Source organism: Kosakonia pseudosacchari, from assembly GCF_900184035.1.
GTDB lineage: Bacteria > Pseudomonadota > Gammaproteobacteria > Enterobacterales > Enterobacteriaceae > Kosakonia > Kosakonia pseudosacchari.
Genome location: NZ_FXWP01000014.1, coordinates 193,833 through 216,607 on the forward strand (window position 1 = coordinate 193,833; position 22,775 = coordinate 216,607).

General features: G+C 55.7%; 17 protein-coding genes. 7 read left to right on the forward strand and 10 right to left on the reverse strand.

Features of this window, described 5'->3' with window-relative positions; all coding sequences use genetic code 11:
- Nucleotides 1-263: 263 nt before the first annotated feature.
- The 4 genes from BN2591_RS14125 to BN2591_RS14140 all read right to left on the reverse strand — a co-directional run bounded on the left by BN2591_RS14125 (nt 264) and on the right by BN2591_RS14140 (nt 4,432).
- Nucleotides 264-626: a YibL family ribosome-associated protein gene (locus BN2591_RS14125; protein ID WP_045507540.1), complete on the reverse strand. Its 363-nt coding sequence runs from the start codon at nt 624-626 to the stop codon at nt 264-266.
- Nucleotides 627-681: 55 nt separating this feature from the next.
- Nucleotides 682-1,269, reverse strand: a complete 588-nt coding sequence (gene mtlR / locus BN2591_RS14130; protein ID WP_176519658.1) for a mannitol operon repressor MtlR — start codon at nt 1,267-1,269, stop codon at nt 682-684.
- Nucleotides 1,269-2,417 carry a mannitol-1-phosphate 5-dehydrogenase gene (mtlD, locus tag BN2591_RS14135; RefSeq protein WP_482793317.1) on the reverse strand — a complete coding sequence of 383 codons (1,149 nt, stop codon included), beginning with the start codon at nt 2,415-2,417 and terminating at the stop codon, nt 1,269-1,271. Before mtlD ends, mtlR begins: the two co-directional genes overlap by 1 nt.
- Before the next feature lie 107 nt (nt 2,418-2,524).
- Nucleotides 2,525-4,432 carry a PTS mannitol transporter subunit IICBA gene (locus BN2591_RS14140; RefSeq protein ID WP_086872467.1) on the reverse strand — a complete coding sequence of 636 codons (1,908 nt, stop codon included), beginning with the start codon at nt 4,430-4,432 and terminating at the stop codon, nt 2,525-2,527.
- Between the two features lie 514 nt (nt 4,433-4,946).
- Between BN2591_RS14140 and BN2591_RS14145 the strand changes: the two genes are divergently transcribed.
- From BN2591_RS14145 to BN2591_RS14160, 4 genes are all read left to right on the forward strand, one after another.
- The gene (locus tag BN2591_RS14145) at nt 4,947-5,555 is read left to right on the forward strand and encodes a glutathione S-transferase (protein WP_086872469.1); all 609 of its coding nucleotides are present in this window, start codon (nt 4,947-4,949) and stop codon (nt 5,553-5,555) included.
- A 91-nt stretch (nt 5,556-5,646) separates the two neighbouring features.
- Nucleotides 5,647-7,023, forward strand: a complete 1,377-nt coding sequence (gene selA / locus BN2591_RS14150; protein ID WP_086872471.1) for an L-seryl-tRNA(Sec) selenium transferase — start codon at nt 5,647-5,649, stop codon at nt 7,021-7,023.
- Nucleotides 7,020-8,864, forward strand: a complete 1,845-nt coding sequence (gene selB / locus BN2591_RS14155) for a selenocysteine-specific translation elongation factor (RefSeq protein WP_086872473.1) — start codon at nt 7,020-7,022, stop codon at nt 8,862-8,864. The genes selA and selB overlap by 4 nt, the downstream gene beginning before the upstream one ends.
- Before the next feature lie 344 nt (nt 8,865-9,208).
- Nucleotides 9,209-9,682 carry a 4Fe-4S dicluster domain-containing protein gene (locus tag BN2591_RS14160; protein ID WP_086872618.1) on the forward strand — a complete coding sequence of 158 codons (474 nt, stop codon included), beginning with the start codon at nt 9,209-9,211 and terminating at the stop codon, nt 9,680-9,682.
- 164 nt (nt 9,683-9,846) lie between these two features.
- On the opposite strand, the gene avtA is transcribed toward BN2591_RS14160, so the two are convergent.
- Both avtA and BN2591_RS14170 read right to left on the reverse strand, forming a co-directional pair.
- Entirely contained in the window at nt 9,847-11,097 is a 1,251-nt protein-coding gene (gene avtA, locus BN2591_RS14165; RefSeq protein ID WP_407659163.1) for a valine--pyruvate transaminase, read from the reverse strand.
- 149 nt (nt 11,098-11,246) lie between these two features.
- Nucleotides 11,247-13,283: an alpha-amylase gene (locus BN2591_RS14170; RefSeq protein WP_086872477.1), complete on the reverse strand. Its 2,037-nt coding sequence runs from the start codon at nt 13,281-13,283 to the stop codon at nt 11,247-11,249.
- A gap of 314 nt (nt 13,284-13,597) precedes the next feature.
- On the opposite strand from BN2591_RS14170, the gene BN2591_RS14175 reads away from it, so the two are divergent.
- Nucleotides 13,598-14,425 carry a protein bax gene (locus BN2591_RS14175; protein ID WP_017458212.1) on the forward strand — a complete coding sequence of 276 codons (828 nt, stop codon included), beginning with the start codon at nt 13,598-13,600 and terminating at the stop codon, nt 14,423-14,425.
- A 47-nt stretch (nt 14,426-14,472) separates the two neighbouring features.
- Here BN2591_RS14175 and xylR read toward each other — a convergent pair whose 3' ends face one another.
- From xylR to xylF, 4 genes are all read right to left on the reverse strand, one after another.
- The gene (gene xylR, locus BN2591_RS14180) at nt 14,473-15,651 is read right to left on the reverse strand and encodes a D-xylose utilization transcriptional activator XylR (RefSeq protein ID WP_086872478.1); all 1,179 of its coding nucleotides are present in this window, start codon (nt 15,649-15,651) and stop codon (nt 14,473-14,475) included.
- 102 nt (nt 15,652-15,753) lie between these two features.
- Nucleotides 15,754-16,935 carry a xylose ABC transporter permease XylH gene (gene xylH / locus BN2591_RS14185; protein WP_086872481.1) on the reverse strand — a complete coding sequence of 394 codons (1,182 nt, stop codon included), beginning with the start codon at nt 16,933-16,935 and terminating at the stop codon, nt 15,754-15,756.
- The gene (locus BN2591_RS14190; protein WP_086872483.1) at nt 16,913-18,454 is read right to left on the reverse strand and encodes a xylose ABC transporter ATP-binding protein; all 1,542 of its coding nucleotides are present in this window, start codon (nt 18,452-18,454) and stop codon (nt 16,913-16,915) included. Before BN2591_RS14190 ends, xylH begins: the two co-directional genes overlap by 23 nt.
- Nucleotides 18,455-18,532: 78 nt before the next feature.
- Nucleotides 18,533-19,525, reverse strand: a complete 993-nt coding sequence (gene xylF / locus BN2591_RS14195; protein ID WP_086872485.1) for a D-xylose ABC transporter substrate-binding protein — start codon at nt 19,523-19,525, stop codon at nt 18,533-18,535.
- A gap of 350 nt (nt 19,526-19,875) precedes the next feature.
- Here xylF and xylA point away from each other — a divergent pair, with 350 nt between their 5' ends.
- Together xylA and xylB are read left to right on the forward strand one after the other, a co-directional pair.
- The gene (gene xylA, locus BN2591_RS14205; protein ID WP_086872487.1) at nt 19,876-21,198 is read left to right on the forward strand and encodes a xylose isomerase; all 1,323 of its coding nucleotides are present in this window, start codon (nt 19,876-19,878) and stop codon (nt 21,196-21,198) included.
- Between the two features lie 49 nt (nt 21,199-21,247).
- Nucleotides 21,248-22,702 carry a xylulokinase gene (xylB, locus tag BN2591_RS14210; protein WP_086872488.1) on the forward strand — a complete coding sequence of 485 codons (1,455 nt, stop codon included), beginning with the start codon at nt 21,248-21,250 and terminating at the stop codon, nt 22,700-22,702.
- The last annotated feature ends 73 nt before the right edge of the window (nt 22,703-22,775 follow it).

The window sequence follows — 22,775 nt, forward strand, 5'->3', positions numbered from 1 at the left end:
GCAGGTCTCCTGAGAACCACACCAAAACCGGCGAGCGGCAAGTCTGCGCTTAGCTATGCGTCACAGGTTTTGTAAAAGTGGTCCTGCCAGTTGGGTTGTGTAGGGGTTGTGATAACGAATGGTTATCCAGATGTTGCTAGCAAGCAATATATCTGTGACGGGATTTGATGGATTTGTGAGCCAGGGAGAGGAACAACAGTAATTGGTAGGGCCAATTAAACAACCCTGGCGCTATCGGGCGGCCAGGGCGGTTAAAGAGAGGATCAGAACTCGCTGTTAGCGAAGCCGGTCATTGCATCAAGACCCATTTCGCGGCCCAGCGCGGTCATCGGGTGGACGACCACCAGACCACGGACGCTTTTTTTCAGCTTGCCGAGATCGGCCTGTTCTTTTTTGGTGATGGCGCGGCGAAACGGCATTTTCATCAGTTTCTGCGCTTCTTTGCTCAGCTTTTGCGTGTACTGCTCACGCAGACGGGCAATTTCGCTTTCCAGCGTGGTTTTCTCTTTTTCCAGCTCAGCGTATTTTTCTGCGGCGTCAACTAAGGAGAGATCCGCCTGCTGGTGGCGAATCGCGTCGAGGCGGTCGCTCAGACGCTTGATTTCGTTTTTTTCGACTTCTTTCATGGGGCTCAATTCGTTGGGGAGTAAAACGATAAGGATACAGTATTTATGGCGAAGGTTATTTCTGGAATGCTTTTTTTAAGCTGATACGGGAAATAAGCTCGGTCAGAGAGAGCACCATGGTTGAACGCACGACTTGCTGGTAGCGCTGTTTTTGCATGGCCAAAAGCCTTGCGTCACTGGTATCAAACACCGGCGTTGGCGGCAGGGCGGCAACACAGTGCAGCTCGCCAAATGGCCCGAGGATCTCATCATCGGTAAACGCGTACTCTGTGCCATCGTGGTTGAGCTCTTCACGCAGCGCCATCAAAAGCTCGGCGTCTTCATATTCCGGGCGGGAGATGACACCCAGACCGTAAATCAGCTTTAAACGCACGGACAAATTGCCCAGCGGTCCATCTCCGTCAAGCAGCGGCTCTACAGCGTATTTCACCGCGTAGTCATCTTTGCGAAATACCTGCAACACCAGAATATTGATGGCTTCGTTGAGCAACTCAACGGCGGCAATCAAAAAGCTTCGCACGGTTTTGCCAGCATTCAGACGCTCGAGAACACGGTTTTCGAAAGCCTGCGTTTTTTCCATTATTGCCTGCATATCTGACAATTTCGTTAACTGGCGCGGGGCTTCCCGCGCCATCGTCGGCATCATGCCCTGGTGTTATAGGCGCTGACGGCTTCGTTAACGACCGGGCTGTTAGCATCCAGGCCGGAAATCTGCGCCAGCGCGGCTTGCGGGCCTTTCTCTTCGATAAGCTGAGCCAGCTCCTGCGCCTGCGGATCCTGCTCGCTGCGGTAATGCATGGCAGCGGCAATGCCTTTCACCAGGTTGGCGTGCGGCAGGTTGTACTCCAGCGTGCCGAGCAGCGGTTTGATCAGGCGATCGCCCGCGCTCAGTTTACGCAGCGGTTGACGACCTACGCGCTCAACATCGTCTTTCAGATAGGGGTTTTCAAAACGGCCCAGGATTTTCTGAATGTACGCAGCATGCTTGTCGGCATCGAAGCCATAACGTTTGATCAGCACCGCGCCGCTCTCTTCCATTGCGCCTTTCACCACCGCACGGATGCTGCCATCCAGAATGGCGTCGCGAATGGTTTGATGGCCGGTCTGCTTTCCAAGGTACGCGGTTATAGCATGCCCGGTATTCAGCGTGAAGAGCTTACGTTCAACAAATGCCATCAGGTTATCAGTTAATTCCATACCCGGAATGTTCGGCAGCGCGCCTTTGAACTGGGTTTTGTCGACAATCCACTCGCTGAAAGTTTCCACCGTCACTTCCAGCGGATCGTTAGTGGCGGATGCAGACGGCGGAACAATACGGTCAACGGCGGAATCCACGAAGCCAACATGCTCTTCAACCCAGGTTTTATCCGCGTCAGCCAGCGCCGCGAAAACATGCCCTTTCAACTGTGTGGTGCCGCGCACCATGTTTTCACAGGCGATAATATTCAGCGGTGTGTTAATGCCCTGCGCTTTACGTTTTGCCAGACCTTTGGCGATAGCCGGGGCGATGCGTTCCAGTACCACCGGGCCGACCGCCGTGGTCACCAGATCAATGCTCGCAATCAGGTCGACAACCTCGTCGCCAATGCTGCTCACCGCGTTAACGCCGGAGACGGTATCGACCTGCTCTTTTTCACCAACCACATGCACCTGATAGCTATGACGGGCATTAAGGGCGTCGAGCACCACCTGATTCACATCGGCGAACGTCAGTTCAATCCCCGCGTCGGCGAGCAACTTGCCGATAAAGCCACGTCCGATATTACCTGCGCCAAAATGCAATGCTTTCATAGTCTTAACCTTCATCAATGTTTTTACCCGAGAGGGCTGGGGTGAGGAACCGCAAATATTTCCCCTCACCCTAGCCCTCTCCCCGTGGGGAGAGGGAGGAAAACCGATTATTTGCCGAGCAGTGCCAGCACTTCTTCAACGCTGGTGGTGTGCGCCAGACGCTGAATCACGGTCTCGTCATCCAGCGCGTTGGTGAGGCTGGTGATGACCTGGATGTGCTCATTGTTACGCGCCGCGATGCCAATCACCAGACGGGCGATGTCATCTTCGTCTTCACCGAAGCGGACACCTTCCGGGTACTGGCAGAACACCACGCCGGTTTTCAGCACGCGATCTTTCGCTTCCACGGTGCCGTGCGGTACCGCGATAGACTCGCCCAGATAGGTCGGGGTCAGTTTTTCACGTTCCAGCATCGCGTCAACGTATTCCGGCTGAACGTAGCCGCCTTTGACCAGCTGTTCACCGGCAAAGCGGATGGCTTCTTCTTTATTGCTCGCGGTGCGGCCAAGGAAGATATTCTCTGCACCCAGTTTGAACAGGTTACTGTTCGGGGCATCGAAACTATCTTGCAGGCTGCTGGTGACTTTAGCTTCATTGTCGCTATGGCGCTGTGCGGCAACCAGACGTTCGGTCAGGTTGGTGTACAGGCCACTGTCGAGGAAGTTGGTCAGCGAAATATGTTGCGCCTGCGGCGCCTGGCGCATCGCGCGCTCGGTCAGATCGCGGTGCGTAATCACCAGGTCAACGTCAGACGGCAAGCTGTTGATGGCGCTATTAGTGACAGAGATGTTGGTCAGACCCGCATCCTGCACTTTCTTACGCAGCACACCCGCGCCCATGGCGCTGGAACCCATACCGGCGTCACAAGCGACGATGATTTTACGCACATGGCTCAGGTCGTTGGTCACATCGCCTGCCGCCAGCGGGGTTGCGCCTTTAGACTCAGCTTTCATTTCGTGAATACGACGGGTCGCTTCTTGCAGATCTTCGTCGTCTTTCACTTTGCTGGTTTTCAGCAGGATGGAAGAGATAACGAAAGAGACAATCAGCGCAGCGAAGATAGCCGCCAGGTTCGCGAAGTACGCGCCTTTTGGTGTCATTGCCAGCACCGCCAGGATGGAACCCGGAGAAGCCGGAGAAACCAGGCCGCCGTTCAGCACGCTCAGGGTGAACACGCCAGTCATACCGCCGAGGATAACGGCAAGCAGCAGACGCGGGTTCATCAGCACATACGGGAAGTAAATTTCGTGGATACCACCCAGGAAGTGGATGATAGCCGCGCCGCCAGCAGACTGTTTAGCGCTGCCGCGACCAAAGAACATATACGCCAGCAGCACGCCCATACCCGGACCCGGGTTCGCTTCAATCAGGAAGAAGATGGACTTGCCAAGGTCATGCGATTGCTGGATACCCAACGGTGAGAAGATACCGTGGTTGATGGCGTTGTTGAGGAACAGGATTTTCGCCGGTTCAACAAAAATAGACGCCAGCGGCAGCATTTCGTGCGCAACCATGAAGTTCACGCCCGCCGCCAGAACTTTGGACAGCACTTCAACCGCAGGGCCAATGCCGAGGAACGCCAGGATGGCGAGGATCATACCGATAATGCCAGCGGAGAAGTTGTTCACCAGCATTTCGAAACCGGATTTGATCTTACCGTCGACCCAATTATCAAAGTGTTTAATCGCCCAGCCGCCCAGCGGGCCTGCGATCATTGCGCCGAGGAACATCGGCATATCCGCACCAACGATAACGCCCATGGTGGTGATCGCGCCGACTACGCCGCCACGATCGCCGCCCACCAGACGACCACCGGTGTAACCGATGAGCAGCGGCAGCAGATAAGTAATCATTGGGCCAACGAGTTTTGCCAGCGTCTCGTTCGGCAACCACCCTGTAGGAATAAACAATGCGGTGATGATCCCCCACGCGATGAACGCGCCGATATTCGGCATCACCATATTGCTGAGAAAACGACCAAAGCTTTGCACCTTGATCTTGATATCGGATGACATAAAACACCCCTTCTTATGTTTGCTATCGCACAGGCCGGAAGCCCGAGGTTTTTTGTTAACGTGGCGGCAGAGGTAGCCGGACCTGGGTTATCTGTGAGGCGAAATCTCGCACCGAATCGCGTAGCTGTCCAGATGGTGCGCCTTTGTGTGATTCAGATCACACTAACGTAGGGGGTATGCCACCATTTAGTGTGATATTTGTCACATAAAATCAGTGTAAAAAAAGAACAAAGCGTAAAATCTGAACGTTATGAGCCTGTAAGTGTGATGTTATTCACATTTTATGCGCGATGGTTTGTTATGTATTTGTGATGTAGATCACAAGATATTTTCGTCAGGACTTTTCCGAATGTGATCGCCAGCAAACTGTGTTTTTGACGACCAGCAGAACCTGTAACTTCCTTTCACAGCCTGCGGCAATGCGTACGTTAGCGGCAGAAGTTTTCATCTTGATGAAACAATCTGCGCCCGCTCGTTCATACTTAGATTTTTGTTGGCGAAAACGGAGAAGGCAATGAAACTGATCGGCAGCTATACCAGCCCTTTTGTACGCAAAATTTCGGTGATCCTGCTGGAAAAGGGCATCACCTTCGAATTTATCAATGAGCAGCCTTATAACGCCGTCAATAGCGTGGCGCAGTACAACCCGCTTGGCAAAGTGCCGGCGCTGATAACCGATGATGGCGAAGTGTGGTACGACTCGCCGATCATCGCGGAATACATTGATTTGCTAAATATCGCCCCGGCGATGCTGCCCACCGATCGCAAAGCGGCACTGAAAATTCGCCAACTGGAAGCGCTGGCTGACGGCATTATGGATGCGGCGCTGGTCTCGGTTCGCGAGCTGGCGCGTCCGGTTGAGCAGCAATCGGAAACCGAGTTGTTACGCCAGCGGGAAAAGGTCTCGCGCGGTCTGGACGCGCTGGAAAATTATCTTAAAGACGGCACGCTGAGGGTGGACGACTTGAATCTGGCGACAGTGGCAATCGCCTGCGCGATTAGTTACCTCAATTTCCGCCATGTTTCCCCCGGCTGGTGTGTTGATCGCCCACTGCTGGTAAAGCTGGTGGAAAATCTGTTCCAGCGCGAGAGTTTCGCCCGCACCGAACCGCCGAAGGCTTGATAAGCATGATGTTCGCCTGAGCAAGTCACGGTACAATCCCCTCACGTCAAACCCCCTGACGGGAGGGGGCAACTCATAGCCAGGCCTTTTCATGACTACTCTTTACAGCCAGATCCCTTCAACCGATCGCCTGTTACGTGACGAGGCGTTCGCCACTTTATTAACCACTTTTGGCCACAGTCGCGTAGCGCAAACGTTGCGCCAGCTTCAGGACGAGGCGCGCGCGCAGATACGCGACGCGCAGACATTACCCGGCTGGAGCCAGAACTGGGCGGCAGCGGCGCAACAGCGGCTGGCACAAAGTGACAGCCGCGCGCTGCGCCCGGTCTTTAACCTGAGCGGCACGGTGCTGCACACCAACTTAGGCCGAGCGGTGCAGTCGCAGGCCGCCATCGATGCCGTTACCCAGGTGATGGGTTCGCCGGTGACGCTCGAATATGATCTCGACGGCGCAGGGCGCGGTCATCGCGATCGCGCGCTGGCGGATTTACTCTGTCAGCTAACCGGCGCGGAAGACGCCTGCATCGTCAATAACAATGCCGCAGCGGTGTTACTGATGCTGGCGGCCACGGCGGCTGGTCGCGAAGTGGTGGTGTCGCGCGGCGAACTGGTGGAAATTGGCGGCGCGTTTCGCATTCCGGATGTGATGCGCCAGGCGGGTTGTGTGCTGCAAGAAGTCGGCACCACCAACCGCACGCATGCGAAAGATTATCGCCAGGCGATTAACGACAGCACCGCGCTGCTGATGAAAGTGCACACCAGTAATTACCATATCGAAGGCTTTACCAAAGCGGTGGATGAAGCGGAGCTGGTGGCGCTGGGTGAAGAGCATGCGCTACCGGTGATTGTTGATCTCGGCAGCGGTTCGCTGGTCGATTTAAGCCGCTACGGTTTGCCGCAGGAACCGATGCCGCAGGCACTTATTGCTGCCGGTGTAAGCCTGGTGAGTTTCTCCGGCGATAAGCTGCTCGGCGGCCCGCAGGCGGGCATTATCGTGGGTAAAAAAGCGCTGATTGAGCAACTCCAGCAGCACCCGCTGAAACGCGCGTTGCGGGCGGATAAAATGACGCTGGCGGCGCTGGAGGCGACGTTACGCCTCTATCTGCACCCGGAAAAACTCGACCAGAGTCTGCCGACGCTGCGTTACTTAACCCGCCCGGAGGCGGAAATTCGCGACCAGGCGCAGCGCCTGTACGCGGCGTTGACGGCGCGTTATGGCGAATTTGAGCTGCGCGTCGAAGCCTGCCTGTCGCAAATTGGTAGCGGCTCGCTGCCCGTGGACAGGCTGCCAGGCGCGGCATTGACCTTTACCCCGCGCGATGGCAGTGGGCGTCGTCTGGAAGCGCTGGCTGCGCAGTGGCGGGCGCTGCCGCAGCCGGTGATTGGCCGTATTTACGATGGTCGCCTGTGGCTGGACTGTCGCTGTGTTGATGATGAATCCCGCTTGCTGGAGATGTTGCTGAAATGATTATTGCCACTGCCGGGCATGTCGACCACGGCAAAACCACCCTGATTGAAGCGATTACGGGCGTGAATGCCGATCGCCTGCCGGAAGAGAAAAAACGTGGCATGACCATCGATCTCGGTTATGCCTACTGGCCGCAGCCGGATGGCCGCGTGCCGGGTTTTATTGATGTGCCTGGGCATGAAAAATTCCTCTCTAATATGCTGGCGGGCGTTGGCGGCATTGACCATGCGCTGCTGGTGGTGGCGTGTGACGATGGCGTCATGGCGCAGACGCGCGAGCATCTGGCAATTTTACAATTGACCGGCAACCCGGCGCTGACAGTGGCGCTAACCAAAGCTGATCGCGTGGATGAGGCGCGCATTGCCGACGTGCGCGCGGAAGTACAAAACACGCTCCAGGCTTTTGGTTATCCGCAGGCGACGCTGTTTGTTACCGCCGCTACGGAACAGCGCGGCATTGCTGAGCTGCGTGAACATCTGTTGCAGTTGCCGGAACGCGCGCATCCGGAACATCAGCGTTTCCGCCTGGCGCTCGATCGTGCTTTCACGGTAAAAGGGGCGGGGCTGGTGGTGACGGGAACGGCGCTTTCCGGCGATGTCCGCATAGGCGATACGCTATGGCTGACCGGGGCGAATACACCGATGCGCGTGCGCGGGTTGCATGCGCAGAATCAACCTGTTGAACACGCGCATGCCGGGCAACGCATCGCGCTGAACATTGCCGGTGATGCGGAAAAAGAGGCGCTCAGTCGCGGTGACTGGTTGTTGTCGCAGCAGCCTGACGAACCCACCGAGCGGCTGATTGTCGCGCTGCAAACCCACGTTCCACTAACGCAATGGCAGCCATTGCATATTCACCATGCTGCCAGCCACGTTACCGGACGCGTGTCGCTGCTGGAAAATGGCCTTGCCGAACTGGTGCTTGATACGCCGCTGTGGCTGGCAGATAACGACCTGCTGGTACTGCGCGATATCTCCGCGCGCACGACGCTTGCGGGGGCGCGGGTGGTGACGCTGAACTCGCCGCGTCGCGGTAAACGCAAGGCAGATTACCTAGCGTGGATTGGTGAACTGGCGCAGGCCAAAGATGATGCCCAGGCGCTGGCGGTGCATTTATCGCGTGGAGCGGTGGATCTACGCGCGTTTGGCTGGGCGCGTCAGTTAAGCAGCAGCGGTCTGGCGGCGTTACTCGATAACCCCGGTTTTATCCGCGCGGGTGATAACCTGCTTAATGCGCCTGTGGCGGCACGCTGGCAGCGCAAGCTGCTGGACACGCTGGCGACTTACCATGAACAGCACCGCGAGGAACCGGGGCCTGGGCGCGAACGTCTGCGGCGTATGGCGCTGCCGATGGAAGATGAAGCGCTGGTATTAACGCTGATTGAACTCATGCGGGAGAGCGGCGATATCCACAGCCACCACGGCTGGCTGCACTTGCCGGAGCATAAAGCCGGTTTCAGCGACGAGCAGGCGCCGTTGTGGCAAAAAACCGCGCCGCTGTTTGGCGACGAACCCTGGTGGGTGCGGGATTTAGCCCGTGAAATCGGCGTCGATGAACAGGTGATGCGCGGCCTGTTGCGCCAGGCGGCACAACAGGGGCTGATTACGGCGATCGTTAAAGATCGTTATTACCGTAACGATCGCATTGTGACTTTTGCCAGCATGATCCGCGATCTTGATGAAGCGCGCGGCTCGACCAGCGCGGCGGATTTCCGCGATACGCTGAATGTGGGGCGCAAACTGGCGATTCAGATCCTGGAATATTTCGACCGCATTGGTTTTACCCGTCGCCGTGGCAATGACCACATCCTGCGCGACAAGGCGTTATTCCTCAAAGAGTGATCAACGCTCAGGCTGGCGATTTTTCGCCAGCCGCACCATCCCTCGCAAAACCGCCTTACCGCAAGGAAACGCTGGTCATCACCTTCAGACTCTCCCCCCCGCGCCCAACGGAAGATTACAGGTTAAGCGCTAGTAACCCGGCCTCGGGTGCGAATTCTCTGGCAGGCGCAATGCGCGTTGGCGAATAACGTCTGTGTACATTTAGCGGCATGCTGAGCGCGTGATAGAGATTGCCAGAAATGTTCAGGCAAATGACAAAACTGGCGGCTTTCCCGCTTGCGATCAAAGCATTGCGGCGGTTTTTTCTGGCACCCTTGTCGTTTTCGTGCCCGGTGGAGTGGGGAATGAATCGTTTTATTATCGCTGATCCGGCCAAATGCATTGGCTGTCGCACCTGCGAAGTGGCGTGTGTGGTGTCGCATGAAGATAACCAGGACTGCTCGGGTGTGAAACCCGCGACCTTTTCCGCACGCATCCGCGTGGTGAAAACCGGCGATTTCTCCTCCGCCGTCACCTGCCATCATTGTGAAGACGCGCCCTGCGCGAATGTCTGTCCGGTCGGTGCGATCGGGCGGGCCAACGGTGCGGTGCTGGTTGAGCAATCGCGCTGTATCGGTTGTAAAAGCTGCATGATCGCCTGCCCGTTTGGTGCCATGCAGGTGATGCGTGTTGAGAACCGGGCGCAGGCGCTGAAGTGCGATCTGTGCCAGCATCGTGAAGGCGGCCCGGCCTGTGTTGACGCTTGCCCGACCAACGCGCTGAGTGACATAAACCTGGCGCAACTGCGTGAGAACCGGCTGCACAGCCAGCGGTTCTAGCCAGCAAATTGGCGTTGCACAGAGCCGTGGTTAACCCGCAAAGCCGCTGCCAGCGCAGCGCGAATGACATCCCAGGATTGCAGGCAGAGCAGAATCGGTGCTGACGCGCCCGTTTTTGTGAGCGATAAAAAAGCCCTCATCCGAGGGCTTTTGAGTTTTCAGCGTTAGTTTTCCTGCCAGGCTTTTTCAATCTCTTCGGCGAGGATTTTCACGCCCGCTTCGATAAGCTCCGGCTCCGGCACATAGTTCATGCGCATGCACTGATGCGTGTGCGGCCAGGGTTTATCCAGGCCCGGGAAGAAGTAGTCGCCAGGCACCATCAGCACGCCGCGTTTTTTCAGCCGTTGATACAGCAGCTCGGTGCTAATCGGCAGATCTTTAAACCACAGCCAGAGGAAAATCGCCCCTTCCGGTTTATGGATCAGGCAGCGTTCTTCAGGCAAATAACGACGCAGCGTGGCGATCGTTTCCTGTACCCGCTGGTAGTAAAACGGTTTGATCACCTCTTCAGAAAGGCGCAGCAAATCTTTGCGTTTAATCATTTCGCACATCATCGCCGGGCCAATGCCGCCCGGCGCGAGGCTGATAATGCCGTTCATATTACGGATTGCGGAGATAATTTTTTCGCTGGCAATGATAATGCCGCAGCGGCTACCCGGCAGGCCCAGCTTCGACAGGCTCATACAGAGAATGATGTTCGGATTCCACAGCGGCCGCGCTTCGCTAAAGATAATGCCGGGGAAAGGGACGCCGTAAGCGTTATCGATTACCAGCGGGATATTGTGCTGGTTCGCCAGCACATCCAGCTTCATCAGCTCTTCGTCGGTGATCACGTTGCCGGTCGGGTTGGTTGGGCGCGAGACGCAGATCATGCCGGTCTCTTCGCCAATATGCAGGTGTTCAAAATCGACATGGTACTTAAACTGCCCGTCCGGCAACAGTTCAATGTTGGGGCGCGCGGAGACAAACAGATCTTCTTCCAGCCCGGAATCGGCATAGCCGATGTACTCCGGCGCCAGCGGGAAAAGTACTTTTCTGGTGCTTCCATCGGCGCGACGGCCAGCAAACAGATTGAACAAGTAGAAAAACGCGCTCTGGCTGCCGTTTGTTAGTGCAATATTCTGTGGCTCAATATCCCAACCTAACTCTTCACGCAGCATAGCCGCCAGCGCCGACAGTAGCTCGGTTTTACCCTGCGGGCCGTCATAATTGCACAGTGCATCAGTCGCTTTGCCGTTTTCTACCATGTCTGCAAGCAGGTTGTGGAAGTAATCGGTCATCGCCGGGATTTGTGCCGGGTTACCGCCACCGAGCATGATAGCGCCAGGGGTGCGTAAACCGTCGTTGAGATCCTCCATCAGGCGCGTAATGCCTGCATGGCGGGTAAATTTGTCGCCGAAAAGTGAAAATGTCATCGCTACTGCTCTGTCGGGCTGCGGATCAAAGTGGCTAACCATAGCGCTCCGGACGGCGAGGTGCAAATCGCCGCCGGCGCGCCTTTTCCCCGCTTAATTCTTATTAATGACAGTTATGCGACATAATATGCTGATATTTGCTTTATGGCTCAGTGGCGAGCCGCGCCCGCCCAGACCACCATCACTTTGTCTTCCCCTTGTTCACGGACAAAACCGTAGCCCTGCGGCAGCGTAAGCGTGGTCTGTTTGCCCATGCCCAGCGCCGGGTGGCGTGCGCGGAACTGCCCCAACGTTTGCCAGTGCCGCAGGCTGGCGGCGCTTTTACCGCCAAGATCCTGCCAGTTCATATCCGATCGCGTACCTTGTAGCGGATCCGATCCTGTCGGGCCAAAAGGCCGCGCGCTTTCATCACCGTAAAAGATCTGCACCGCGCCGGGGGCGAGCAGCAGCAGCTCTGCGGCTTGCTGGCCGCCCTCGCGGAACAACCGGGTATCGTGCGAGGAGAGATAGCTCAGCACATTAAAGCCTTGCAGTTTGTCGGCCATCTGTTGCCAGACGGTATCCATATTCGCCAGGCATGACACCGCGTCGGCGGCTTGTTGCTGGTAATCGAAATTGATCATGGCGTCGAAACCGTGGCGGTAATAATCACTTTCCATCACACCGTGACCCCAGGATTCGCCGGTCATCCAGAAAGGGGCGTCATCGATTTTTTTCTGCGGATTGGCCTTTTTCCATTCGGCGAGCGCTGCCGTGGCCTGCGTTTTTAATTGTTGCCAGGCCGCCAGCTCGACATGTTTGGCGGTATCAACGCGAAAACCGTCTATGCCGTACTCGCGCACCCACGCGCTGAGCCAATGGGTGAGGTAATCGCGCGGCGTAAACCCGGCGATTTCACGTGCGTGCGTATCCGGTTTGTGGCGATAAAATATCGGCAGCCCGGAAGGTGTGGTGGATTCGGTTTTCAGATCCGGCAAAAACGCCAGCGACATGGTGAGGTCGTCAAAACCGGGATTGTCATAATCGCCGATATCGGAGCGGATCCAGTTTTTGCCCCACCAGTTTTGCCAGGCGCTTTTATCGCTAAAGTTGATGTAATCATTGAAGCTATGCCAGCTCTGCCCGGCGGCGGGACGCCAGTCTGTCCAGTGCTCGCCGAGGATCTTTTTGCGCTCTTCTTCTTTCAAATACAGCGCGCCAAACTGGAAGGTTTGCATATCAGCCAGCGTCGCATAGCCGGTGTGGTTCATCACTACGTCAAACAGCACACGAATACCGCGGCGGTGCGCTTCATCAACCAGCTTACGCAGATCATCTTCGTTGCCCACATTAGCGTCGAGGCGCGTCCAGTCCTGTGTGTAATAACCGTGGTAGGCATAGTGGGGAAAATCTCCTTTTGTACCGCCGCCTACCCAGCCGTGGATCTGCTCCAGCGGCGAGCTTATCCATAACGCATTGACGCCCAGCTGCTGTAAGTAATCCAGTTTGCTGGTCAGCCCTTGCAGGTCGCCGCCGTGAAAGGTGCCAATCTCCTGCATGCCATCTTTATGTCGACCATAGCTGTTGTCATTGGCGGGATTGCCATTCACGAAGCGGTCGGTAAGGACAAAATAGACCGTGGCGTTATGCCACTGAAAAGGGGCTGCGCCCTGCGTTTGCGCCTTTTCCAGCAGCAGAAGACCATCGCTTTCTGGTGCGGGTTGCAGGGTGATTTTTCCGTCGCGTACTGTTGCCGTTTGCTGGCTGTAGAAATCGCGTACCAGGCTGCCTTCCGGGAAGGTGTTGCCAACAGGCACGGTCAGCGGTTTATCGTCACGCACCGGGCACTGGCGCGCAGCGTTAACCGGCGCTGCGCTGGCCTCACTTTTGACACTGAGCAGCACTGTTGGTGTGCCGGAGCGGGTGTCTAGCTGTATCTGGTAATCGCCATCACGGAATATCCGCCACTGTGGCGCACTGCCGCTGCAAGGCTTCAGCGAAAGCATTTGGTTCAGCTTGATGTCGCTGGCGGGCTGCCAACATTGCTGACCCTGTTGCAACGCTAGCGGATGCTCGCCTTTTTTCAGCGCGGCCTGGCTGCGCCAGAGGCCGGTGCCGTCGTCAGTTAAAGGGGGAAAACCGGCGGCGGACCAGTCGGCGAGAGCGATGCCGGGAAGCAACAACAGTAACAGTGCGGAGTGTTTCATCGGATGTCCCAGTGATGGCGATTTTACCCAGTTTGCCACTCCGCCTGGCGGGGGAACTCCTCCCTGGTCGTCATCGCCAGGGAGGAGGGCGCAGGGTGAGTGATCGCGCGCATATCGTTAACGATAATTGCGATAACCGCCACATTTATAAGAGATTGTCCGTTTTGTGTGCAGTTTCCTGGTGACAGGATTTCAGAATTGGATTATTTCTGTACGTGCTCTTGCAGGCTATTTTTGGTATGATTTGAGATTCAGCTCTCAAAATCATGCAAAAAAGAAGGTGTTGGAATGTTCATATCCGACCAGGAGACCTAATGATATCGATACCCATGCGACGACTTGGGGCCACGATACTCATGTTTTCCACCTTGATATTTTCAGGTGGGGTGCTGGCAAAGACGCACACAGAAACAGCGAGTCACAAAGCCCACGTCACTAAGGCAAGCGTAAAAAAACAGGCAAGCAGTAAACAAGAGTATTCTCGCAATAGTGTAAAAAGTAGTTCACTTCCTGATTTGCGAAAATACCCTTCCGGAACACCAAGGAAAAAAGCGTTTCTCCGGACGGTAATGCCTTATATCACCAGCAAAAACTCTGCGATTACCGCCGAGCGTAACTGGTTGCTGTCAAAACAGTACAACAGCCAATGGTCGCCGGCCGAGCGCGCGCGTCTGAAGGATATTACTCAGCGCTACAAAATCAGCTGGAACGGGAATACGCGCCGTATTCCCTGGAACGCCTTGCTGGAGCGTGTAGACATTATCCCGGACAGCATGGTGGCTACCATGGCGGCGGCGGAAAGTGGTTGGGGCACGTCAAAACTGGCGCGTACCAACAACAATCTGTTTGGCATGAAATGTGCGAAAGGTGCCTGTAAAAACGGGGCTGGCAAAGTGAAAGGTTACTCTCACTTCAACTCCTTACAGGAATCGGTTGATGCTTACGTCACTAACCTGAATACGCACACGGCCTATGCCTCATTCCGTAAATCCCGTGCGCAACTGCGTAAAGCGGATCAGGAAGTGACCGCTACCAACATGATCCATAAGCTGAAGGGTTACTCAACCCGTGGTGCGAGCTACAACAACTACCTGTTTGCCATGTATCAGGACAATCAGCAGTTAATCGCCGCCCATATGTAATGTCAGCCTTGTAAACGCCTTCCAGCCGGAAGGCGTTTTTCTTTGTGTCAGATAAGGATTTCGCTATAGCGGTCGCGGTAGTCTTTTGGCGTGCTGTCGTACTCTTTGCGAAACACCGAGTAGAAATATTGCAGCGACGGGTAGCCGCACATCTGTGAGATTTCATTGATCGAGAGCGATGTCGATATCAGCAGGCTACGCGCCTTTTCCAGCTTCTCCGCATGAATTACCGCATGAATTGTCTCACCGACCTCTTCTTTAAAGCGCTTTTCCAGGTTTGAACGCGAGATGCCGACGGCATCCAGCACCTGATCCACTTTGATGCCTTTACAAGCGTGATTGCGAATGTAATGCATCGCCTGAATTACCGCCGGGTCGTTCAGCGAGCGATAATCCGTCGAGCGCCGCGCCACCACGCGCACCGGTGGAACCAGCAACCGCTGTAACGGCATGGTTTCGTTATCCAGCAAGCGGTGCAGCAGCTTCGCCGCCTGGTAGCCCATTTGTCGGGTGCCTTGCGCCACGGAAGAGAGCGCAACGCGCGACAGATAGCGGGTGAGTTCTTCGTTATCGATGCCGATCACGCACAGTTTTTCTGGCACTGGTATATGCAAATGGTCACACACCTGCAAAACATGGCGCGCGCGGGCGTCGGTCACGGCGATAATACCGGTCTGCGGCGGCAGCGTTTGCAGCCAGTCTGCCAGCCGGTTTTGCGCATGTTGCCAGTTCTCTGGCGCGGTAGTCAGCCCCTGGTAAACCACACCGCGGTACTTCTCTTGCGCCACTAACTGGCAGAAGGCGTGCTCACGTTCTGCCGCCCAGCGTTTGCCGCTGGAGACTGGCAGGCCGTAGAACGCAAAACGGTGCACGCCTTTCTCTTTCAGATGCAAAAACGCGCTCTCCACCAGCGCGTAGTTGTCGGTCGCGATGTAATGCACCGGTGGGTAGTGCTCCGGTGTGTGATAAGAACCGCCCACGCCGACAATCGGCACGTCGACATCCGCCAGCAGCCGCTCAATGTCCCGATCGTCATAATCGGCGATCACGCCATCGCCCAGCCACTCTTTGATATTTTCAATACGGGCGCGAAAATCCTCTTCAATGAAAATATCCCACTCGGATTGCGAGGCCTGCAAATATTCGCCGACCCCTTCGACAACCTGGCGGTCGTAGGCTTTATTGGCATTAAATAACAATGTGATGCGATGGCGCTTCTCAAACATGTTGGTTTGCTTCCTGACTTTCCATCCGATCTCATTATCATATTCACCAAGCTGATGAATAAAAAAGATCCGGCAGTGTGATCGCGCCTTAATTCACAACTTTCAGGCCCGCCGTTTGGTGGCTGAGTCCATCCACACGGCGAGCAGCAAAATGGCCCCTTTAACGATATATTGCCAGAACGTCGGCACATCCATCATGCTCATGCCGTTATCCAGCGACGCCATAATAAACGCGCCCATCACCGCGCCTGCGACGCTACCAATACCGCCTGCAAGGCTGGTGCCGCCAATGACGCATGCGGCAATGGCGTCCAGTTCGGCGATGTTCCCGGCGGAAGGTGAACCCGCGCCGAGGCGCGAGCTGAGGATCAAACCGGCAATCGCCACCATTAATCCGTTAATCGCAAATACCGCAAGTTTGGTGCGCTCGACGTTAATGCCGGAAAGCCGTGCCGCTTCCAGGTTGCCGCCAATCGCGTAAATACGGCGGCCAAACGCGGTGCGCGTCGCCATAAACATGCCGGCCAGCAGCAAAAATGCCAGCAGCAGTACCGGCGTGGGGACGCCACGGTAATCATTCAGCAGCCAAATGGCTCCAAGCACGATCACCGCGATAATTGCCTGGCGGCCGACTGCCGTCGTGGAGGGAGAGGTTGCCAGCCCCAGCGTCTGGCGGCGCATGCGTCCGCGCCACTGCCAGAGTACAAAAGCGACCAGACCCAGCAGGCCCACACCGAAACCTACGCCGTCTGGCAAATAGCTTTGGCCAATTTGCGACATCGCCGCGCTGGTGGGGGAAACCGTGGTGCCGTTGGTGATGCCGATCAGCACGCCGCGAAAAGCCAGCATCCCGGCCAGCGTGACGATAAATGAAGGGACTTTGCGATACGCTACCCACCAGCCGTTCCAGGCACCGAGCAGCAGGCCGAGCACCAGTGTCACCACCACGGTCAGCGGCAGCGGCCAGCCCAGCCAGACGTCGAAAATCGCCGCCGCGCCGCCGAGCAACCCCATCATGGAGCCGACGGAAAGGTCAATTTCGGCGGAGATAATGACAAACACCATGCCCACCGCCAGGATGCCGGTGATCGCAGTCTGGCGCAGCAGATTGGAGATATTACGCGCGCTGAGATACGCGCCATCGGTCATGCCAGTGAAAAACAGCATAATCACCACAATGGCGGCGATCATCACAAAGACTTGTAAGTTAAGGGACTTCAGTCCGGAAAAAGCCCCTGGTGAGGCGGTGGCTAACTTGATTTCAGACGGGTTGCTTTTCGACATGATGTTCGCTCCTCAGCGCCGCTTCCATGACCTGTTCCTGGGTCAGATTACGATTGATGAGATCGGCTTTTAGCTTGCCTTCATGCATCACCAACACCCGATCGCTTAATCCCAGCACTTCGGGAAGCTCGGATGAGATAACGATGACGGCGATCCCCTGCTGCACTAACTGGTTAATCAATTTGTAGATTTCGTATTTCGCGCCGATATCGATGCCGCGCGTGGGTTCATCAAGAATCAGGATGCGCGGATTGAGTAACAGGCAGCGGGCGAGAATGGCCTTTTGCTGGTTGCCTCCGCTCAGGCGGCCAATGGCCAGCTCCGGTGAGGAGGTTTTTACTTTTAGCCGCTGGAGTGACTGTAAAATGCACGCCTGCTCGGCGGCGTCGTCCAGGCTGCTTAACGCGCCGGTAAACTGGCTAAGCGCCGCCAGCGTGATGTTCTTGCCCACCGCCATCACCGGCACGATGCCGTCTTTTTTGCGATCTTCCGGCACCATGGCGATGCCAAAGTCGATAGCCTGCTGACAGTTGTGAATCTGTACCTGCTTGCCATCAAGAAAGATTTGTCCTTCCCAGCGCCCCGGCCAGACACCAAACAGGCACTGCACCGCTTCAGTTCGCCCGGCGCCGACCAGCCCGGCAATGCCAAGGATCTCGCCGCGCTTCAGGCTGAATGAAATATCGTTCACACGTTTGATATGGCGGTTTACCGGATGCCAGGCGGTAAGGTGTTCAACGCGCAGGATCTCGTCGCCTGTCGCGTGCGGTTCATTGGGGTAGAGCGCGGTCAGTTCGCGACCGACCATCATCGTGATGATGTCGTCTTCACTCATGCCAGCGGCATCACGCGTACCGATATGCTTGCCATCACGGATAACGCAGATGGTGTCCGATATCGCTTTGACTTCATTCAGCTTGTGGGAAATGTAAACGCAGGCGATATCGTGATTTCGCAGGTCGCGGATGATATCCAGCAGCACGGCGGTCTCCTGCTCGGTCAGCGAAGCGGTGGGTTCATCGAGGATAAGCAGCCGCACCTGTTTGTTCAGCGCTTTGGCGATTTCAACCAGTTGCTGTTGCCCGAGCCCTAAATCGCCCACCCGGGTATCCGGGGAAATCGACAGGCTCACCTGTTTAAGCAACTTCTCGCAGCGCAGGGTCATCTGGTCATAATCCATCACGCCGTGACGAGTAATTTCCGTACCGAGGAAAATGTTTTCCAGTACGGTTAAATGTTTCACCAGCGCCAGCTCCTGGTGAATGATGGCGATACCTTTGCGCTCGGTATCGCGGATATGGCTGGCTTGCAGGGTTTCGCCCGCAAAAATGATTTCTCCCTCGTAACTGCCTGCCGGGTAAATCCCACACAGCACTTTCATCAGCGTAGATTTACCCGAACCGTTCTCACCGCACAGCGAGAGCACCTCACCCGCGTTAAGGTGCAGGCTGACGTTATCTATCGCCTTTACGACACCAAAAGTTTTGGTGATATTTTTCATTTCAAGTAAATAAGGCATGGCTGCTCCACGTCATTCGCTGATATACAGCGCCTGAAAGAGATGGCAGCCGACGCGCCCGCAGGCGCGCCGACGGTTTTAGAGCTGATTTTTCTGATGGAAGCCGTCTTTGATGACAGTAGCGTCGATGTTGTCTTTGGTGACTTCGATTGGCGTCAACAGGCGGGCAGGGACATCTTTCAGACCGTTATTCAGTGAAGCGTCCGCTTTTGGCGTTTTGCCGTTACCCAGTTCGACGGCGATTTCCGCAGCGGTATTAGCGAGTTGGGTGATTGGCTTATAGACCGTCATGGTCTGGCTGCCGTTAATCAACCGTTTCACCCCTGCGAGGTCGGCATCCTGACCCGAAATCGCCACTTTCCCGGCCAGACCCTGGGCGCTCAGCGCCTGAATTGCACCGCCAGCGGTTGCATCGTTGGAAGCGACCACGGCATCAATTTTGTTATTGTTGGCGGTGAGGGCATTTTCCATAATCTTCAGCGCGTTTTCCGGTAACCAGCCATCGACCCATTGATCGCCGACAATTTTAATTTTGCCGCTATCAATATAGGGTTTTAATACCTTCATTTGCCCGGCTCGGAATAACTTGGCGTTATTATCGACCGGCGATCCGCCCATTAAAAAGTAATTGCCCTGCGGGACTTTGCTTACCAGGCTTTGCGCCTGTAATTCCCCGACTTTTTCATTATCGAAAGAGATATAGAAATCGATGTTGGCATTATTAATCATGCGATCGTAAGCCAGGACTTTAATTCCTTCCTGTTTGGCTTCTTTTATTACATTACTTAATACCTGGCCGTTATAGGGAATAATAACCAGCACATCGACACCACGGTTGATCATATTTTCAATTTGCGACATCTGGGTTTCTTCATTTCCGTTTGCGGATTGAACAAACACGTCAGCACCGAGCGACTCGGCTTTTTTAACAAAGATATCGCGGTCTTTTTGCCAGCGTTCAAGGCGCAAATCGTCAATCGCCATGCCGATTTTCACCTCTTTGGCATGGCCGAAAGCGCTTGCCAGCAGCAGGGAGGCGCAGAGTGTAAGGCAAAGGTTCTTTATCTTCATAATAGTAATACCTTTTGTAGGGTGAAGGGCGAGATAAAAGAAACATGCACTGCTATAGACGAGCAAATTCTTAACGCAGAATTCCTCTCTGGCAATTACAGATTTTTATCCGGGCATTACGTTTTTTGGTTTATTTGCTGATTTATGACCGCGATCTTATTTTAAAAAAAGCAAAACCGATTTTGCATAAAAAAGAGGAAGGCACCTCGCAGCGGCAGATATCAATATTTTGCGAGCCAGCGCACGTTTGTGCATTCTCTTAATAGCAGTGTGAAATAACGTAATTGAGCGAGTCAGAGAGAGAATCCAGTATTAATGTCAGATTTGTACACTCGCCAATGGAGCTCATTATGCAAGCTTATTTCGACCAGCTGGATCGGGTTCGTTTTGAAGGTCCAAAAACCACGAATCCTTTAGCGTTTCGTCATTACAATCCGGATGAGCTAGTGCTCGGTAAGCGCATGGAAGATCACCTGCGTTTTGCTGCCTGCTACTGGCACACCTTCTGCTGGAACGGCGCAGATATGTTTGGTGTGGGCTCTTTCGATCGCCCATGGCAACAGCCTGGTGAAGCCATTGCGATGGCGAAGCGTAAAGCCGATGTCGCGTTTGAGTTTTTTCATAAACTCAATGTGCCCTATTACTGCTTCCACGATGTGGACGTTTCGCCGGAAGGCGCGTCGCTGAAAGAGTATCTGAACAATTTCGCGCAGATGGTGGACGTGCTGGCGGAAAAACAGCAGCAGAGCGGCGTGAAGCTGTTATGGGGTACGGCGAACTGCTTTACCAACCCGCGCTATGGTGCGGGCGCGGCGACCAACCCGGACCCGGAAGTGTTCAGTTGGGCGGCAACGCAGGTGGTGACCGCCATGAACGCCACCCACAAACTCGGCGGCGAAAACTATGTGCTGTGGGGCGGCCGTGAAGGCTATGAAACCCTGCTCAACACCGATCTGCGCCAGGAGCGCGAGCAGATTGGCCGCTTTATGAACATGGTGGTTGAGCACAAGCATAAAATCGGTTTTCGCGGTACGTTGCTTATTGAGCCGAAACCGCAGGAACCGACCAAGCACCAGTACGATTATGACGCCGCCACCGTGTATGGCTTCCTGAAACAGTTTGGTCTGGAGAAAGAGATTAAACTGAATATCGAAGCCAACCACGCCACGCTTGCCGGCCACTCCTTCCATCATGAAATCGCCACGGCCATCGCGCTGGGGCTGTTTGGTTCAGTGGATGCGAACCGCGGCGACCCGCAGCTCGGCTGGGATACCGACCAGTTCCCGAACAGCGTCGAAGAGAACGCGCTGGTGATGTATGAAATCCTCAAAGCGGGCGGTTTCACTACCGGCGGCCTGAACTTTGACGCCAAAGTGCGTCGCCAGAGCACCGATAAATACGATCTTTTCTATGGCCACATTGGCGCGATGGACACCATGGCGCTGGCGCTGAAAGTGGCGGCTCGCATGGTGGAAGAGGGCGAGCTGGATAAACGCGTGGCGAAACGCTATGCGGGCTGGAATGGTGAGCTGGGCCAGCAAATTTTGCAGGGGCAGCTTAGCCTCGCAGAGCTGGCGAAGTACGCTGAACAGCAGAACCTGGCGCCGCGCCACCAGAGCGGTCACCAGGAGCAACTGGAAAATCTGGTTAACTACTACCTGTTTGATAAGTAAACCGTTCTGCGCCGCCGATAACGCGGCGCACTAAAAAGGAGTGGTCACTATGTATATCGGGATCGATCTTGGCACCTCTGGCGTGAAGGCGATTCTGCTCGGTGAGCAGGGCGAGGTGTTGGCCTCGCATACGGAAAAACTCAGCGTGTCGCGACCGCACCCGCTGTGGTCGGAGCAAGATCCCGAAGCATGGTGGCAGGCGACGGACCGCGCCATTCTGGCATTGGGCGAGGCGCATTCGTTACAGCAGGTAAAAGCGATGGGCCTCGCCGGGCAGATGCACGGCGCGACGCTGCTTGATAAAGAAAACCAGGTGCTGCGCCCGGCTATTCTGTGGAATGACGGTCGCTGCGGCGAAGAGTGCGCGCTGCTGGAAGAAAAAGTCAAGAATTCTCGGGCGATTACCGGCAACCTGATGATGCCCGGTTTTACTGCGCCGAAGCTTCTGTGGGTGCAGCGTCACGAGCCAGAAATATTTGCTCGTGTGGCGAAGGTGCTACTGCCCAAAGATTTTCTGCGCCTGAAAATGTCCGGCGTATTCGCCAGCGACATGTCTGACGCGGCTGGAACAATGTGGCTGGATGTGGCGAAACGCGACTGGAGCGATGAGATGCTGGCGGCCTGCTCGCTTTCACGTGCGCACATGCCTGCGCTGTTTGAAGGCAGCGACATCACCGGCGAATTGTTGCCAGAGATCGCCCGGCGCTGGGCGATGCCGGTGGTTCCGGTTGTGGCGGGCGGTGGAGATAACGCCGCTGGTGCTGTCGGCGTCGGTATGGCGGATGCAGGCCAGGCGATGCTGTCGCTGGGCACATCCGGCGTCTATTTTGCCGTCAGCGAAGGGTTCCTCAGTAAACCCGAAAGCGCGGTACACAGTTTTTGCCACGCGCTGCCTGGCCGCTGGCATTTGATGTCGGTAATGCTTAGCGCGGCTTCCTGTCTGGACTGGGCGGCGAAGTTAACGGGGCTGGAGTCGGTTCCGGCATTGATTAACGTCGCGCAACAAGCGGACGATAACGCCGGGGATCTGTGGTTTTTACCCTACCTTTCCGGCGAGCGTACACCGCATAACAACCCACAGGCGAAAGGCGTGTTCTTTGGTCTGACGCATCAGCATGGCCGCGAAGAACTTGCCCGCGCTGTGCTGGAAGGTGTCGGTTTCGCGCTGGCGGATGGTATGGATGTCGTCCACGCCTGTGGCGTCACGCCGCAAAGCATTACGCTTATCGGTGGCGGTGCGCGCAGCGCCTGGTGGCGGCAAATGCTGGCGGATATCAGCGGATTGCAGCTTGATTACCGTACCGGTGGCGATGTGGGGCCTGCGCTGGGCGCGGCGCGGCTGGCGCAAATTGCTGTCAATCCGCAAACGCCTTTGACGACGTTACTGCCGCAACTGCCCGTTGAGCAACAACACGCACCGGATGCTGGCCGACATGCCCATTACGCGCCACGACGCGAAACGTTCCGGCGTATCTATCAGCAGCTACTGCCACTGATGTCCTGATTTCGTCTGCTTATCCGGCCCGCTGTTCAGGTGGGCTGGAATCACCATGATGTTGTCCTTTTTTGGTCTTAGC